Here is a 16500-nt window from a genome sequence, read left to right on the forward strand (position 1 = left end):
ATTTTACATATAGTAAATATAAAAAAGAATGCCCTTTATTTTAAGGGCACTCTCTTATTTAGTATTGATTGTTTTTAATTACTCTTTTTCATTTTTTCTTCTTTAAATATTAATCCAGCTCCTACAAGAATTAATAGTATTCCTATTACCATTAAAACTGTAGTATCTATGATACTTCCGGTTTTAGGAAGAATTTTATTGTTTTTATTAGAACTATTTTCATTTGGATTTTTTTCATTTTCAGCAATTTCATTCTGTGCAATGGAACTTTTTCCTGGCTTATTGTCTTTGCTAGTGTCTTTTCCTGGCTTTTTATCTTCAACAGATGCTTTTTCCACTTCATTTTGAACCGTGAATTTTTGTGTTTCTGAGGAACCTATAGAAACAATTATAACCTCATTACTTAGGACATATCCTTTAGGTGCTTTTGTCTCTTTAGCTGTGTAATTTCCATAGCCCAAGCCTTCAAATAGAACTATTCCATCTGATCTTGATATAGCAGTTTTAACTATTCTTCCATCTTCATGGTATAGTGTAAATTCTGCTCCACTAAGAGGTTTTTTATTTTTATCCACTTTATTAATCTCAATGGCCCCTCTAATTTTGGTATTTTTAATAGTTCCAATATCATAGGTCTTTCCATTTTGATTTACTTCAACAAAAATTGTCTCATTGGAAATAGCATATCCTTCAAGTGGCTTTGTTTCTTTAACAGTATATTTACCATATGACACATCTTTAAATTGTGCAACTCCCTTATCATCTGTTAAAGCAAGCTGAATTAAATTTTCATTTGCATCAATTAGTGCAAATTCTACACCTTTAAGAGGTTTATCATTTTCATCAACTTTTTTAACATTCACTGTTCCTTTAATGCTACCTCCAGATCCTCCAGAACCTCCTCCCCCACTGGTAATCTTTGTATTAACAAATTTATATGGATTTGCATGTACAGTAACTCCATGTTCATTAATACTTGCAGTCAAGGTCTTGTAGGAAAGATAATATCCACTAATAGCTTTTGTCTCCTTTATATTGTAGTTTCCATACTCTACGTCTTTGAACTGTACAATTCCATTTTCATCACTGATTGCAGTATCTATAGGATTTTTATAAGCTGTATCATCACTCTTATAAAGCTTAAATTCTGCACCTTTAAGAGGATTTTCATTTTGTCCCACCTTGATAAATTCTATATTTCCTCTTATTTTTGTGTTAGGAACTGTATATGGATCTACCTTTACAGTAGCTCCGTTTTCACTAATAGTTGCATTTAAAACTTGTGAAGATGGATTATATCCATCAGGTGCTTTAGTCTCCTTTATACTGTAGCTTCCATATTCCACATTTTTAAATTGTACAATCCCATTCTCATCGCTAATCGCAGTATTTATAGGGTCTTGATAATTAGTATCATCACTCTTATAGAGTGTAAATTCTGCTCCTTGAAGTCCAGATTCCTCTGCATTTTCTTCTGTTTTCTTAAATTCTATTATTCCAGTAATTTTATCATTCACATACTCATATGTGATACTCTTTTCATCATTTCTACCTTTTAATTGAAAAGTATAAACTTCATCGCTTAAATTATAGCCCTCTGGTGCTACTAATTCTTTAATAGAATAATCTATATCGAATTTTAGTTTATCAAACAGAACAGAGCCGTCATCTCCTGTAGATTGAGAAACTTTTATAACATTCTCGTATCGATCTAAAAGTTGAAATACTGCTCCCTTAAGTTTTTTCGTAGAGTCATTACTATCAACCTTTACAATATTAATCTTTCCAGTTTGTCCTGTTCCTCCACCGCCACCAGTAGAATACCAAACTCCCACTGGTTTTGAAGTAGAATTCTCAATAATCCCAGTTCCACTAAAAGATACTGAATTTGTGAAGGTAGCTGTTTTAGTTGCATCCGTTCTAAAGGTTAGTTTAAAAGCTCCATCTATTGAGCCTGGAAAATTAAATGTAAACTCTCTAGTTTCAATATCATATTTAACATTCTCTTTGTTAAGTAGTACTTCCTCCCCTTGTGTAAGAATACCTTTAGTATCTACAGTCATTTTGTATAATTTTACTGTATCTGTATCTAGCACTAGTCCCTCTTGAAGCTGATCAGTTATAGTGGCATCCTTTATTGGAATACTAGCACTATTAATAATTACCTCCCAATCAATATAAGAATTTCCGCTTGTATAATTAGCTACCTTGCTCACCACTGAATTCTTAATAGTCTGAGTTCCAGTGCTCTTCACATTGGGTGGTATTTCATCTCCAATTAAAGAGGCGGTATTACTCACGACTTTATTGCCATTGGTATTAAAAATTGATAAATCTATAATTCTTGTTTTGAAGGTAATTGTCTGTTCTGTGTTGATTTTCTCTGGGAACCTATACCTAAAAATTCTTTCTTTAAAATCAAAACTGTAATTCTTTGAATCCGCTTCTTTTCCTCCAATCATCACAGAGCCTTCTGCAAATTCCTGACCTTCTGGAATAGCATCCTCAACAACAGCATTAGTTATAGGCATTCTATTTTTATTCACTTTAATTTCCCAGGTAATTTCTTTTGTTACATAATCATAATCTTTACCGCTCTTTTGAATTACCTGGCTGCTTACCCTCTGCCATCCCGTAGATTTAGATGTAGGTATATCCGGTTGGGTAAGTGTAGCCGTATTATGATAGTCTTTACTTGTATTGGCAGCATACACATTAGGATCTGTTATCTTTGTTTTAAAGATTATAGTATGTGTGGTTTTATCAATTGGACCATTAAACCTATAGATTAGCGTTCCTGTTTTTTCTTTATCTCCATCTAAAGCCTTTGTATAAGTAAATCCATCAGTGATTGGCTTCCCATCAAATTCTGTTGATCCCTCCACATATTGTTGACCTATAGGAATATGATCTGTAACCACAGCACCCTTACCAATAAGTATTTTATTAGTGTTTACAGTAATTCTCCAAGTAATAATACTAGTAGAAGCATCATAGTTTATCCCTTGTTTCTGAATAATACTAGTTGGAACACCAACAGTTCCAGTACCCTTAGCATCTCCAGGCACACCCTCACCTGTTAAGATAGCTTCATTTTCATAATACTTCGCATTATTTGAATTATAGGCATCTGGGTCCGTTACATCTGTTGAAAAAGTAATAGTATGTGGCTCATTTATAGTTCCTTTAAAAGTATATTCAAATATATTATTGTTATAGGTGTAGTCTGACACAGATTTTCCATCTACTTTTACACTACTTTCATCTAGAGTCAGCCCTTCTGGTATATTATCTGTAACCTTTGCATTTGTGATTGACTGTGCATTGTTGTTTATATTAATCGTCCAGTCAATTTGCTTTCTTTCCCCGCTGTACCATCCACTTTTATTAATATAATTTATATTTACTTCAACATATGCATCATTTGACTCTGTACTTGTGCCATCATGAATTAAAATTGCTTTATTGTACTGACGAGTTACTTTTCCATGTGACTCAAAAGCCTTTGGATCTGTTACTTTAGTCTTGAAAGTTATGGTGTGTGTTGTTTTATCAATTACATCATTAAACTTATAAGTCAACGTTCCTGTTTTACTCGAATCTCCATATGCAGCCTTTATATAGGTAAATCCATCTGAGGTTGGATTACCATCAAACTCTGTGGAGCCTTCTACATATTGTTGACCTATAGGGATATCATCTTTAATCACAGCATCCTTAACTTTCACTTTTTCTCTATTTACTTCTACTTTCCATGTAATTTCATTTGTAGACGAATTATATTCGCCGTATTTTATAATAGAAGTATCTACAGGTGCAGGTTGTTCAAAATCCACTTCAATAGTAACAGGTTTTGCATCTCCTTGAAGATTGAAGGTAATCTTTACAGGATTCTCATTTCCTATTTCCTCTTCCTTGAAATGACAACTGGCATAAATATAACCTTTTACATTTGAATGTTCACTTGCATATTTTGTAAATGTAATTTTTACGCTTCCATCTGTGCCTATATGCATATCTGCTATTTTATTTCCATCATCGTCATTAATTGGCTGGTTAATATCTTGTACGATATGGATCTGAGGTGGTAGCTGCATTCTATAAAAGTCCCCTTCTTTTACAGTTTCATCATTTGGAATAGACCAGTCATAACTAACACGAATCTCTGATTTCTTATCCACATTACCTTCTAATGGATTTCCATCTCCGTCTGTTAGTTTAACGCCTGTGATAAACTGAAATTTATCTGTAATATCTACAGGTTCATTTATAGATTCATTTGTAGATGGATCTTGATTTTCAGGTTCTTCAACAGAATTATCTACAGGTGCAGGTTCTCCAAAATTCACATTAATAATAACAGGCTTTTCGCTTCCTTGAAGATTAAAGGTAAGCGATACAGAATTTTCATTTTCTATGTCACTTTCCCTAAAATTACAATTAGCATAAAAAGAGCCTGTTACATCAGATTCTTGACTTTCATATTCTGAAAATGTAATTTTTACATTCCCATCTGTACCTATATGCACATCTGCTATTTTATTTCCACCATCAGTAATTTCTTCATTGATATCTTGTGTGATATGGATTTGACTCGGTAGCTGCATTGTGTAAAAGTCCCCTTCTTTTACAGTTTCATCATTTGGAATAGACCAGTCATAACTAACACGAATCTCTGATTTCTTATCCACATTATCTCCTAATGGGTTTCCATCTCCATCTGTTAGTTTAACATCTGTGATAAACTGAAATTTATCTGTGATATTTGTAGACTCATTTGCTTTTACACTAGTAAAAGGTATAATTACCGAGAAAACCTCCAGCAGAAACATAATTGCCGTGGTGATTGCTAAAAATCTTTTTCTTCTCATTTTTCCCCTCCCTTTCAAAATACTATATTTAATTTTGCGATAAATTTTATTTTATCAATTTTATACTAATCTACTGTCCTAACAAGGCTCTAACAAACTTCTCACATACTTCTCACAAATTGAGAGAAATATAAATTATTTCATATCAAATACAAAGCCCTATGTTTGAAAAAACATAGGGCTTTGTATTTAATATTTATTTTTCTGAGAGAGATTTAATTCCTCGCTCACAATTTCACCAATAAGTTTTCATAAAGTTTTTTAGTTGATTCTTTTGGAGGTATACGAAGTTCATCTTTAAATAATTTATTTAGCCTCTTATAATGGCTAACTAATTCTACTCTATTTCCTATATTAAAATACACCTTCATCATTAATTCATGAGCTTCTTCATCAAAGGGATTTTTTTTAATAACTTTGTCCAAATATTCTTCCGCTTTATAATAAAAATTTTTTTCCGTATAATATTTGGCTATATTTTTTGCACTAGTTAAATAATATCTGCTTATTTTTTCATTTAATTCTATAGTCCAAATATAATCCTCATTTCCAAATAGTATCCCTTTATAGGAATCAATAATTTTCTCATAATTCATTATGTTCTTCTCGTTTACTACAGGATTATTTTCAATAAAAGCTTGAAAGTCCCATACATCGCAACGAAAATCTTCTAAATCTATTCTATATTTTCCACTTCGATAATGCACTATATTATCTATTGCTGTATTTTTAAAAACAGATTTTAGTCTATATATTGTACTGTGCAAGTTATGCTCTGCTTTTTTAGGAGGTGAATCTGGCCAAAGTATATCACAAAGCTCCCATTTGTCTATTTCTTCTCCGTTTTTATAAACAAAATATGCAAACAATTCCTGGACCTTTGCAGTAGACCATTTAATAATTTCATTACCTAAGCTTCCATAAACTCTAAAGCCTCCTAAACAAAATATTTTATTTTCCTTGTCTTCTTCTAAGTTAATTTCCTGTATGTTTCTGTTTTTCAATAGCCTACTTACGGTCACATTTAAATCTTCTTCTGTAATTGGCTTTAAAATATAATTTACTGCGTTAACTTTAAACGCTTCTAAGGCATATTTCTCATGAGCAGTTACGAAAACTATCTGTATATTCTCATCAAAGCTCATAACTTTTTTAGCAAATTCTATTCCACTCATATATGGCATCTCTACATCTATAAAAATAACCTCTGGTAAGAGTTTTAATATGTTTTCTAAAGCTTCTTTAGGATTACTAAATTCTCCTATTATTTTTAAATGCTTATTCTTATTAATAAGCATTTTCATTAGTTCCAAAATTGGTTTTTCATCTTCTACAATTATAGTTCTCATTGACTTATCCCTCCCCAACAACGTATTAAACTATAAATGTTCAATAGATATAGTTACAGTTGTTCCTTCCCCTTCAATACTACAAATATTTATCTCTGCTTTATTTAATTTTCTAATTCTTTTGCTTATGTTTGAAAACCCTACTCCCTCATCTTTAATATCAATATTTTTTAACTCTTCAATTTTTTCCATGGGCATTCCAACTCCGGTATCTCTAACTGTAATATAGATTGTACCTCTTCTCTTTTTAGCTGAAACATATACAGTTCCCCCTTCACTTTTTTTATAAAGTCCGTGTTTTATTGCATTTTCCACCAAGGGTTGTATAGATAGAGATGGAATTTCTTCATTCATAAGTTCTTGATCAATATCATATTCAATTTTAATTTTTTCTCCAAATCGAGCCTTTTCTATTTCTACATAAGCATCCACCATCTCTAGCTCTCGCCTTAATAGTACAATCATTAGCTTATTATCTATATCAAAAGCTAACCTTAAATACTTACTAAAATTTATAAGAAGATTAGCAGCTTTTTCGCTATCAGTATAACAAAAAGAAATAATAGTACTTAGTGCGTTATATAAAAAATGTGGTTTTATTTGAGCTTGCAAAAAAGCTAACTCACTTTTTAGAGCATGCTCCATGGATTTCTTCAATGCAATTAGCGTTCTTGCTCTGCCAATTATTTCTTTTTCCTCAAAAGGCTTAGTTATAAAATCATTGGCTCCCGCTTCGAATCCTAAAAACAAATCGTAATTGGTATTTCTTAGAGTTGATATCAATATTGGTAATTCAATAATAGAGTATTTTTCTCTAATTTTTTTACATATATCTATTCCTGAGATTCCTGGCATCATTACATCTAGGAGTATTAAATCAATTTTATTATTTCTTATTTTATTTAAAGCCTCTTCTCCTGAGAAAGCAGTTAAGATATTATAGCCCTCTCTATGGAATATATTTAAAGCCGTCTGAACATTTAGTAGTTCATAATCTACTATTAAAATTGTGTCTTCAGCTTTTTCTCTATCCTTTGTTTTAGGATAATCTATGGAGGATAATTTCTGAAAATATTTTATATCTTCCCTATTTGATACCTCACATAAATTACTTGCTTCTTCTGAATAAGGCAGTGAAAATACAAAGCAACTTCCCTTATTTACTTCTGACCACTCTAAATATATTTTTCCTTTCATTAATTCAACTAATTGACGAGTTATATACAGCCCTAAGCCAATTCCTTCTAAATTCAAAGATTCATAAGGTTTGAAAATTTTTTCTTGTTTATCTATTGGAATTCCAATACCTGTATCTTCTACAGATACATAAACCATATCATTGATTTTATTACCGCTTATTTTTATTGTACCTTTTTCCATATTTTTCACAGCATTATTAATAAGATTAAATAAAATCTGCCTTACTCTATCTTTATCCCCCTTAACCATCAATGATTCCTTTATATTGTTAATAATATTTATATTTTTGTTTTGTATTATATATTTATAGCTTTCTATCACTAAGTTAGTGCAAATTTTAATGTCTACTGTGGATATATTAATCTTTAATTGATTATTCTTTAACAAAGTTACATCTAATGTGTCATTTATAATATTACATAATCTTAAAGCTATATTTTTAGTGATTATTATATCTTTAATATTTTTATCTTTTAAGGATTCGCTATTTTCTTTGATTATGGTTTCGGCTATGTTAATTATTCCATACAATGGAGCTTTTAATTCGTAGGAGGTTTTAGTGATAAATTCATCCTTAACTCTATCCATTTTTATAAGCTCATTTGACATCTTCTCCATATCTTTATAAGCTAGTGAGAATTTATAAGACATTATAATAGCCATCAATATCATAAATCCACAAAGAGCAACTGAGCCTATTATTTTTGTATGAACTAAGTTAAATACATATAAAAAATTATTAGTTAGACAAATAAATATACAAACTGTAGCTTGCAGAAAAATAACATTTTCTTTTCTTTCTAAAGTTCCATAGGAGTTTTTTAAAATCATGATTATTAATCTTGAAATTACTATTATTAATAATACCGGAATAAAGATATACATAATTAAATTTAAATACGCATGTACTGAATATTTAATTATCAAAACTATTAATATGTATATACTGCTCACTATATTAGTTATTTTGATTATAGGTTTGGACAATATTCTTTTATCTACTTCTCTTATGATTCTTAATAAAGATATTACCATTAGAATAACTGCGATTTCTTGAACTTTACAAAATAGCTCAAAGGGTATATATGGAAATAATTGCAATAATGATTTTTGTCCATTTAAAGCTAAGGATATCATAGTTGCTAAAAGATTTACTCCTGAATATAGATAGATTTTCTCTCCATTGCTTATAGAATAAATATTCAAACAATAAATTCCAAATAGAAATGCCAATATAGCCCCTGCCAGCTCAATAGAGAAATTTGTCATAGTCATAAAACTAATATCCTTTTGAAGCCCAAAATATATTTTATATAAAGTTCCTTTAAATGGATAATCAAAGTTTGCCGTCTGCAGAATTATTTCAACTTTATCCCCTTGAATATTAAAATATGTGTCATAAGGTATATTTTTAGGATAATACTCCTTATTTTTCTCATCTGGATTACCACTTGAACCTTTTAAACTACCATTAACATATATTTTATTACTCATTTTAACGTTTTCTACTTTTAGCCCAAATACCTCATTTGAAGGATTTATTTTCATAACTAATCTATAGCTTCTAACCCCTTTAGGTTCTATAATATTATCATTTTTATCATCTATTCTAGTTGATGTTAGTTTAGCGTAGCCTGTTAATTTAGGTTCATTGGGACCATTTTCATGAAAATCCTCTGGAGTAAGTAATTGATTATCATAAAGTTCCCACTCTCCATCTAACTTTACAGCTCTATTTTTATAAAAATCCCATTGTGAAAGATCCATTTTTCCTTTTTCCGCAGGTAGAGGATTTTTATTGGGTGTTAAATCATAAAAAGATATAAAAAGTGAAACTAATAACATTCCTAAAACTATAATTGATCTTAATATATTTTTCATTAAATCTTATAATCCCCCATAATCTTTAATATATATTTACTTTTAAATTTATATAGCTTTATTCGAATCTTGTATCATAATTATTTTCTCACAAATTTCTCACAAACTCCTCACAAATGTCTCATAAAGTTTACTTATATTTCTTGTTATATCCATAGTTTACTATATTATATAAATTATAACTATACAATATTAAAAATATTTTCCATATATAAATGCTATTATATGGAAAATAAACAACTTGACTAATCCAGTATTAGTCACTAAAATAAACATGCATAGTAGAATAATTGCATTAAGTATCACTATACAAGGAGGGTGCCTCATTGAAAAATATTAAAATTATGGGTATAGTCCTTATTTTTATAGGTATTATAATAATCTCATATACTTTTGGAACTAAGTATTGGGCAACGCAGAAACAAAATAATATGACTAAAAATTATGAAGAAAAAATTAAAAAACATAGACAAATGGCTGAATCCACATTTAAAAATTTAGATAAAAGTTTAACTGAAGATTTAAGAGATGAGAATAATTCTAATGAACAGCCTTCCTCTGAAGATTCAGATGCAATAGGAATTCTTATTATTCCTAAAATAGATTTAAAAGTTACGGTAAGTAAAGGTACAGATATGGAGACGCTTAAATATGCAGTAGGACATTTTGAAGGAACAGCTATGCCTGGTGAGAAAGGAAATCTATGTATTGCAGGACACAGGAGCTATACTTACGGAGAGTATTTTAATAGATTAGATGAATTAGAAAAAGGCGATGAAATAATCTTAGAAACCATTGATGGAAGTTATAAATATATAGTATCTGCTGTTAAAGTTGTTCTTCCAGATCAAATTGAAGTATTGAATCCAACTGAAAATGCAACTATAACACTTGTCACATGTACACCTATCAGAGTAGCCACACATAGACTTATAATCAACGCAAAGTTAGAAGATTAGATTTATTTTATAAAACTTCTATATATTACTTTAGATATCAAGTGATTCTTAGCTTCAGATGGAGTTTGCTTAAAAGGAATACTTACTCCGACTGAAGCTTAGAAGAACTTATCCAGGAACGTAGAAGATGGGAGTATTACGGATGGTAGTCATCGGAGAGAATAAGAAATGAGTATATAAAGACAAATTAAAAATATATAGGGTTCAACTTTTAAACAAAAGTTGAACCCTATAAAATTACACCTATAATGCTAATTAATTTCAATTTTTCTTCTGTTACTTTTACCCTTAGTTAACTTTGGAAGAGTAATCTTTAAAATACCATCACTAAAGGAGGCATTTATCTTATCTTCATCTACATTATCTATATGAAAGCTTCGCCTGAACTCTCCATAATGTCTTTCACGTCTAACATAATCTTCTTTTCTCTCTTCTGAAGATTCATCTCGTTTTGCACTAATTACTAGAGAATTGTTGTTAAAATCTATATCTATATCTTCTCTCTTAGTTCCTGGTAGATCCGCTTCCACTAAATAATTTTCATCTGTTTCTTTTAAATCCACCTTAAAACTTTCATGCATATAATTCATAGATGAAAGAAAATTATCATCTATAATCCTTCCGTAAAAAGGTGCAAAATAATCCTCTGCTTTATTTAAATTGTTTCTTCTAAATGGTACCATGTTTAGCATATTAAATCACCTCCTGAAAACTTATAATATACATTCTATATAAATTAGTTTTAGCAGGAGTTTTTCAAAATATACTAGCATATAGTAGTAATTAGAATGCTCTATATAATTTTACTATAAAATTATATAGCTACTTTCTAGGAATACATTTCTGAAAGTGGATGTTTTTTTAAATCATTAATTTACAAATATCATTAGTAAAATCTACTGGATCATTAATTGGTAATCCTTCAATTAGAAGGGCTTGATTATAAAGCAAATTGGTGTATAATGCTAGTTTTTCTTGGTCTTTTTCATAAGCTTCTTTTAAAGCTTTAAATATATCATGATTTACATTTATCTCTAAGACTTTATCTGCCTTAATGCCTTCATTATTTGGCATTGAGCTAAGAACTTTCTCCATTTCGATTGAAATCTCTCCATCATTAGTTAAGCATACTGGGTGAGATTTTAATCTCTTTGAAGTTTTTACATCCTTAACTTTGCTTGATAATATGGTTTTCATTTTTTCAAATAGTTCTTTATTAGCTGTATCTTCATTTTCAGTATTGTTTTCATTTTCTTTATCTTCAATTCCTAAATCACCGCTAGATACAGATTTAAATTCTTTTTCTTTATATGACATTATCATCTTAATGGCAAATTCATCGATGTCTTCAGTTAAATAAAGAATTTCATATCCTTTTTCTGCTACCATTTCTGTTTGTGGTAACTTTGCTATTCTTTCAACAGAATCACCTGTAGCATAGTAAATATATTTTTGTTCTTCAGTCATTCTTGAAATATATTCATCTAATGTAACAAGTTTTTTCTCTTTTGAGGAATAGAACATTAATAAGTCTTGTAATATATCTTTATTGCTTCCAAACTCACTATATACTCCATATTTTAGCTGTCTACCAAAAGACTCATAGAACTCCTCATACTTATCTCTTTCGTTCTTTAATAATGATAACAACTCATTTTTTATCTTATTCTTGATATTTTTTGCAATTAACTTAAGTTGTCTATCATGTTGTAGCATTTCTCTTGAAATATTTAAAGATAAATCCTCTGAATCAACTAATCCTTTTACAAAGCTAAAATAATCTGGAAGTAGGTCAGAGCATTTATTCATAATAAGTACACCATTGGAATATAATTCTAAACCTTTTTCATATTCCTTTGTATAATAATCAAAAGGTATTCTCTCTGGTATAAATAATATTGCATTATACATTACAGCACCATCTGTGCTTATGTGAATGTGTTTTACAGGCTTATCAAATCCATAATGCTTCTCAGAGTAAAAATTATCATAGTCTTCTTTAGTTAATTCATTTTTATTTTTCCTCCAGATTGGTACCATGCTATTAATAATTTTCTCTTCTATATGGTCTTCATACTCATTTTCACTGCCTTCTTTGAGCTTTCTTTCTGTAACATTCATTTTTATTGGGTATCTTATGAAATCAGAATATTTTTTTATTAAATTTTCTAATCTATATTCTTCTAAATACTCATCATAATTTTCATCTTCAGTATTTTCTTTTAACTTTAATATAATCTCTGTTCCAACAGCATCTTTCTCATATACATCTATTGTATAACCATCAGCGCCTTGTGATTCCCATTTATAAGCTTCATCGCTTCCAAGTGCTTTAGTAATAACAGTAACACTATCAGCTACCATGAAAGCAGAATAAAAACCTACTCCAAACTGACCGATTATATCATACCCGTCTTTTAATTCATTTTCATTTTTAAATGCTAAAGATCCACTCTTTGCTATAGTTCCTAAGTTCTCTTCTAGTTCTTCTTTTGACATACCTATACCAGTATCAATAATTCTTAATTCTCGATTCTTTTTATCTGGAACTATATTAATATAATAATTGTCCCTATCAAATTTTAAATTTTCGTCAGTCAATGCTTTATAATATATTTTATCAATAGCATCGCTGGCATTAGATATGAGTTCTCTCAAAAATATTTCCTTGTGTGTATAAATTGAGTTAACCATTAAGTCTAAAAGCCTCTTGGATTCCGCTTTAAATTCTTTCTTTTCCAAATGTATCTCTCCCTTCACATATAAAAAACTATGTAGTTAAATTTAATTTTAATTTTTTGTTTTTATTTTGGATTGTTAGCACTCTATGTCATTGAGTGCTAACCCATAACTTTTATATACCACATTTTACTTTTCGTGTCAATATATCCTTCTCTTTTATCCTCTTCACTGGCTTAATATAAAATTGACTTGTTTATATGGTTTTATATCATTTTTGCTTTTATTTATAACAAAAGACTGGTGATTAAACCCCCAGCCTTCTTAACTGAAACATTTTTATAATTTAAAACGTTAATTTTTTTTCATGCTATTCTAATTTAATTTCTATAGTCACAGGATTATGATCAGAGTATTGAAAATCTAAGGGATGTCCCTTAACCTTTGAAACTTTAATATTATCAGAAACCAAATATCCATCTATAACTGCAGTAAAATTCACACCTTTTACATAAGATGTAGCAACAGTTCTAGAAGTTGGTACCGACCCTTCTGCTACCCAGTTAAAACCTTTAGGTTTAAAATCATCAGGTATTTTTTGAAGCCAATCAGGCCAAGCCTCTGTGGTTTTAAATATAGTAGGATCAGTAGTTGGGATTAAGTGATTCCAATCTCCACCTACTACTATATAATTTCCCTTATCATATTCCTTGCTTATATACTCTTTTAAAAATCCAAGTTGCTGCTTTCTTATATTTCCACCCTTATCATAGGCAGAAAGATGAGCATTTATCAAAACTAACTCTTTCCCGTTATCTAATGAAATCCTGCTTTCTAAAAAACATCTATCTAATTCAGCTAATTGACGAGGCCAGCTCTCTTTTCCAGGAAGTTGGTATCTAGTTGCGCTATCTACATTGTATTTAGACAATGTAACTAAACCAGCTACATTCACCTTCCCATGAGGTTTAAGTATGGGAACTGGTACCCACAGAGTTTTATAGTTGATTGCAAAGCTTGATGAATAATCTTTTAAATTTTCTTTTAAATATTCATACTGATTTATATTAAAACTCCTTGTTGCATTTGTATCAACTTCTTGAATAAATATAAATGTAGAATCATTATCAGCTAAAAAATTTGTTATACCTTTTAAATTTTCCATGGTCTTTTCTTTACTTGAAGAGCGAGAACCTGTTCCTCCATCCATAAAAAAGTTTTGATCTTTGTCCATTCCACAGTACCCTATATTATATGTGGTAATTGTAAAAGCCTCATCTTTAGATATAGTTTTTTCTTGTTGATTTTCCACCTCTAAAGTTATTGTATCTTCTGGTCTGTAATCAGTAATGGTCATAGCCAATAAATATAGTAAAAATACACAAACAAGTACTCCAATAACTAATCCCAATATTTTTAAAAATATCTTCACTTCTTTGTCCCCCATATACATTGTTCTCATTGTATATATTTTACCATAAATTCCTTATAACTCTCAATAAAAGATATTATATCCAGAGATTTCTATAATTTTTAGCTTCACGTCTGTGGATTAATTACCTAATAAGAAATGTAGTTATTTGTCAATAATGTAATCCTGTACATTATTGACAAATATATGCAACGTTGATATAGTTAGTTGCATAAGTAACTAACCAATTAAGTAGCTATGTGATTTTACAAATTCAGTACAAAGATTAAAAATGAGAGATTTAAATCTTGATGATTACATTATTTTAATCAAAAATGAAAAATAAGGAGTGATAATAGTGAATACATCTATAACTGAAAAAAGAGAATTATCAAGAAAAAGAGGGCTACCAGGCAGTACATTGAAAATTATAGCAGTTATTTCTATGCTGGTTGATCACATTGCAGCAGTATTAATTTTAGTGGGCATATATTATAAATTTATACCCTATGCTGAAAATACAGCAATGTATTATAGCTCCAATTTAAAAACTATCTATCAGTTAATGAGGGCAGTAGGCCGTATATCTTTCCCAATATTTTGTTTTTTACTCGTTGAAGGATATGTTCATACTAGCAATAAAAAGAAATACGCATTGAGACTTTTTATCTTTGCATTAATTTCTGAAATACCTTTTAATTTGGCTTTTGGTAACAAAATATTTATACCAGCTTCTCGATTAAATAATGTATTTTTTACATTGCTCTTAGGAGTATGTGTAATGTATATAATTGAATTTATTAATAGCAAAGAAATAAATATTAAATTTATTAACAACAAAAAAATAAACAAAGTAATTGCTGCAATCGCTATTATAGCAACTATAGTAGTATTTGGAGCAATAGCCAAGTTTATAAAATGTGATTTTAATTATTACGGTATACTCTGCATATCCCTTTTTTATATATTTAGAGAAAATAGGCTATTACAAATATTGTCAGGAATTATTGTGTTCTCATATCTGGCAATGGGAAGTTTTGGTATTGTATATCTTTCACTGCTTGCAATTTATTTTTATAATGGCCAAAGAGGATTAAAGATAAAGTACTTTTTTTACGTTTTTTATCCAGCACACTTACTGATTTTATATTTTATAAGGGTATACTTGGCAACAATAGGAGCTTAATGTTTATTAGTTTCCTAAAGGGTTTAATCAAATATTTTTTAGGAGGAAAGTTTTATGCATAGAGAAATTTGGAGCAATTATATAAAAGGATTCAAATTCTTACTGCCATTTATTTTAGTAAAGGTACTCTTTGAAAGTATCAACGCTAATTTAGGCTTTAGCCAATATGATTTCTTTGTAGGAAATTTCTCAACCTTCAAACAAACAGTAACGAGTAATTGGGTACAAACTCTATTTAGTTTATTCGTAGGTTCATTATTCTACTCATTTTTAATGGTAGTTGTAAAATCATTAGTAAATGAAAAGGATATAAGTTTTAGGGAAATTTTTAAAGAAAGCTTAGGTATTTATACAAGATATTTAGCATTGACTATCATTATTTCTACTATCTTCTTAGGGGTAATGTTTTTAGGATTTTGGGATATAATCATGCCACTTGCAGTTATCTTCGTAATATATCTTAGTGTGTTATTTACTCCATGCAATGCATACTTGGTATACAATGACGCAAGTCCAACGGAAGCTTTGAAAAAAGGAATATCATTGGGTAAAAAGTATTCTGGAGAAATAATATTATTAAGTATTGCATTGAGCATTATAGTAGGTACAATCTCAGTAGTAGGCATAAATTTAGCAGATAGCACCATAGGCTATGTATTAATAAGTTTTATAATAACAAGTATATATATGTATTCATATATATTTGCTATGACTATTTGTAAAAAAGGAGAAGAAACAGAAAAGGCAATACTAAAATATTAATTGATTAAAACTATGGGATGGATAATGAGAATTTGTAATTTTTATTATGAATTCTCATTGTTCGTCCCATTAAATGTATATCTATTAAGTTATTTATATCAATAGTTTGTTATTATATAATATAGTAAAAGTGTTATTAGATGATTGTAAAATTAATTACTCCCTAATATGTAGAATTTAGTTAATTAAATATAATTTAAGA

The 16500-nt window shown here is 29.4% G+C and carries 9 protein-coding genes; 3 read left to right on the top strand and 6 right to left on the bottom strand.

The window, feature by feature from the left end:
* Positions 1 to 74 precede the first annotated feature (74 nt).
* The 3 genes from KQI86_RS02755 to KQI86_RS02765 form a co-directional block, all read right to left on the bottom strand.
* Complete coding sequence (locus tag KQI86_RS02755; protein ID WP_216437628.1) at positions 75 to 4871, bottom strand: SpaA isopeptide-forming pilin-related protein; 4797 nt, start codon at positions 4869 to 4871, stop codon at positions 75 to 77.
* A 227-nt stretch (positions 4872 to 5098) separates the two neighbouring features.
* Entirely contained in the window at positions 5099 to 6220 is a 1122-nt protein-coding gene (locus KQI86_RS02760; protein ID WP_216437629.1) for a response regulator, read from the bottom strand.
* Between the two features lie 30 nt (positions 6221 to 6250).
* Complete coding sequence (locus tag KQI86_RS02765; protein ID WP_216437630.1) at positions 6251 to 9301, bottom strand: ATP-binding protein; 3051 nt, start codon at positions 9299 to 9301, stop codon at positions 6251 to 6253.
* 326 nt (positions 9302 to 9627) lie between these two features.
* Between KQI86_RS02765 and KQI86_RS02770 the strand changes: the two genes are divergently transcribed.
* Positions 9628 to 10260: a class D sortase gene (locus KQI86_RS02770; protein ID WP_216437631.1), complete on the top strand. Its 633-nt coding sequence runs from the start codon at positions 9628 to 9630 to the stop codon at positions 10258 to 10260.
* Positions 10261 to 10511: 251 nt separating this feature from the next.
* Here the strand turns inward: KQI86_RS02770 and hsp18 are convergent, their stop codons facing one another.
* From hsp18 to KQI86_RS02785, 3 genes are all read right to left on the bottom strand, one after another.
* Positions 10512 to 10952 (bottom strand): heat shock protein Hsp18, encoded by a 441-nt coding sequence (gene hsp18 / locus KQI86_RS02775; RefSeq protein WP_216437632.1) that lies wholly within the window; start codon positions 10950 to 10952, stop codon positions 10512 to 10514.
* 169 nt (positions 10953 to 11121) lie between these two features.
* Positions 11122 to 13002 (bottom strand): molecular chaperone HtpG, encoded by a 1881-nt coding sequence (gene htpG / locus KQI86_RS02780; protein WP_216437633.1) that lies wholly within the window; start codon positions 13000 to 13002, stop codon positions 11122 to 11124.
* Between the two features lie 307 nt (positions 13003 to 13309).
* Positions 13310 to 14371 carry an endonuclease/exonuclease/phosphatase family protein gene (locus KQI86_RS02785; protein WP_425514348.1) on the bottom strand — a complete coding sequence of 354 codons (1062 nt, stop codon included), beginning with the start codon at positions 14369 to 14371 and terminating at the stop codon, positions 13310 to 13312.
* A gap of 337 nt (positions 14372 to 14708) precedes the next feature.
* On the opposite strand from KQI86_RS02785, the gene KQI86_RS02790 reads away from it, so the two are divergent.
* Positions 14709 to 15536 carry a TraX family protein gene (locus KQI86_RS02790; protein WP_216437634.1) on the top strand — a complete coding sequence of 276 codons (828 nt, stop codon included), beginning with the start codon at positions 14709 to 14711 and terminating at the stop codon, positions 15534 to 15536.
* A 54-nt stretch (positions 15537 to 15590) separates the two neighbouring features.
* On the top strand, positions 15591 to 16298 hold the full coding sequence (locus tag KQI86_RS02795; protein ID WP_216437635.1) for a hypothetical protein: 708 nt from the start codon (positions 15591 to 15593) through the stop codon (positions 16296 to 16298).
* Positions 16299 to 16500: the final 202 nt, after the last annotated feature.

This window comes from Clostridium mobile (assembly GCF_018918285.1).
GTDB lineage: Bacteria > Bacillota > Clostridia > Clostridiales > Clostridiaceae > Clostridium_AW > Clostridium_AW mobile.